The 1,189-nt window shown below is 63.4% G+C and carries 2 protein-coding genes; both read left to right on the forward strand.

The genetic code is table 11. From position 1 onward, the window contains the following. Positions 1–553: electron transfer flavoprotein subunit beta/FixA family protein (locus tag GCT13_RS47790; protein ID WP_152768443.1), on the forward strand; the 553-nt coding region annotated here is incomplete at its 5' end. 35 nt (positions 554–588) lie between these two features. Next, on the forward strand, positions 589–1,189 hold a 601-nt coding region (locus GCT13_RS47795; RefSeq protein ID WP_407670981.1), incomplete at its 3' end, for an electron transfer flavoprotein subunit alpha/FixB family protein.

The raw sequence follows: 1,189 nt of genomic DNA on the forward strand, positions 1-1,189 counted from the left end.
GCAGTGCCAGGAAACGCTGCGCACGGCGCTGGCGATCGGCGCGGATCGCGCGATCCTGATCGAATCGAATGAAGACCTGCAGCCGCTGGCTGTCGCCAAGCTGCTGAAGGCGCTGGTCGACAAGGAGCAGCCTTCGCTGGTGATCCTCGGCAAGCAGGCCATCGACGACGATTCGAACCAGACGGGCCAGATGCTCGCCGCGCTGGCGGGCCTGCCGCAGGCGACGTTCGCATCAAAGGTCGTCGTGGCTGACGGCAAGGCGACGGTGTCGCGTGAAGTCGATGGTGGTGCGGAAACGTTGTCTCTCACGCTCCCCGCTGTCGTGACGACGGATCTGCGCCTGAATGAGCCGCGCTACGTGACGCTGCCCAACATCATGAAGGCGAAGAAGAAGCCGCTCGAAACCGTGAAGCCCGAAGAGCTGGGCGTCGATGTGACGCAGCGCCTGAAGACGCTGAAAGTCAGCGAGCCGCCCAAGCGCTCCGCTGGTGTCAAGGTGCCGGACGTGAAGACGCTGGTCGAGAAGCTGAAGACCGAAGCCAAGGTGCTTTGATCGACGCGAATTTACGGAAAGCGGAGACGAATGAAATGACGATTCTGGTAATTGCTGAACACGACAACGCGTCGATCAAGGCCGCGACGCTGAACACGGTGGCCGCCGCACAGAAGATCGGCGGCGACATTCATGTGCTGGTCGCGGGTCACAACGCACAGGCGGCTGCGGACGCGGCTGCGAAGATTGCGGGCGTCGCAAAGGTGCTGCTCGCCGATGCGCCGCAGCTCGAAGCGGGCCTGGCGGAAAACGTCGAGGCGACGGTGCTGAACATCGCAACGGACTATTCGCACATCCTCGCGCCCGCGACGGCCTACGGCAAGAACATCGCGCCGCGCATCGCGGCAAAACTCGACGTCGCGCAGATCAGCGACATCACGGCCGTCGATAGCGCGGATACGTTCGAGCGTCCGATCTACGCGGGCAACGCAATCGCGATCGTGCAATCGGCTGATCCGGTCAAGGTCATCACGGTGCGTGCAACGGGCTTCGACCCGGTCGCAGCAGAAGGCGGCAGTGCGTCGGTCGGGAAGATCGAAGCGGCGGCAGACGCAGGCATCTCGCAGTTTGTGAGCCGTGAAGTGACGAAGCTGGACCGTCCGGAACTGACGAGCGCGAACATCATCGTGTCGGGCG

Source organism: Paraburkholderia franconis (assembly GCF_009362735.1).
Classification (GTDB): Bacteria; Pseudomonadota; Gammaproteobacteria; order Burkholderiales; family Burkholderiaceae; genus Paraburkholderia; species Paraburkholderia franconis.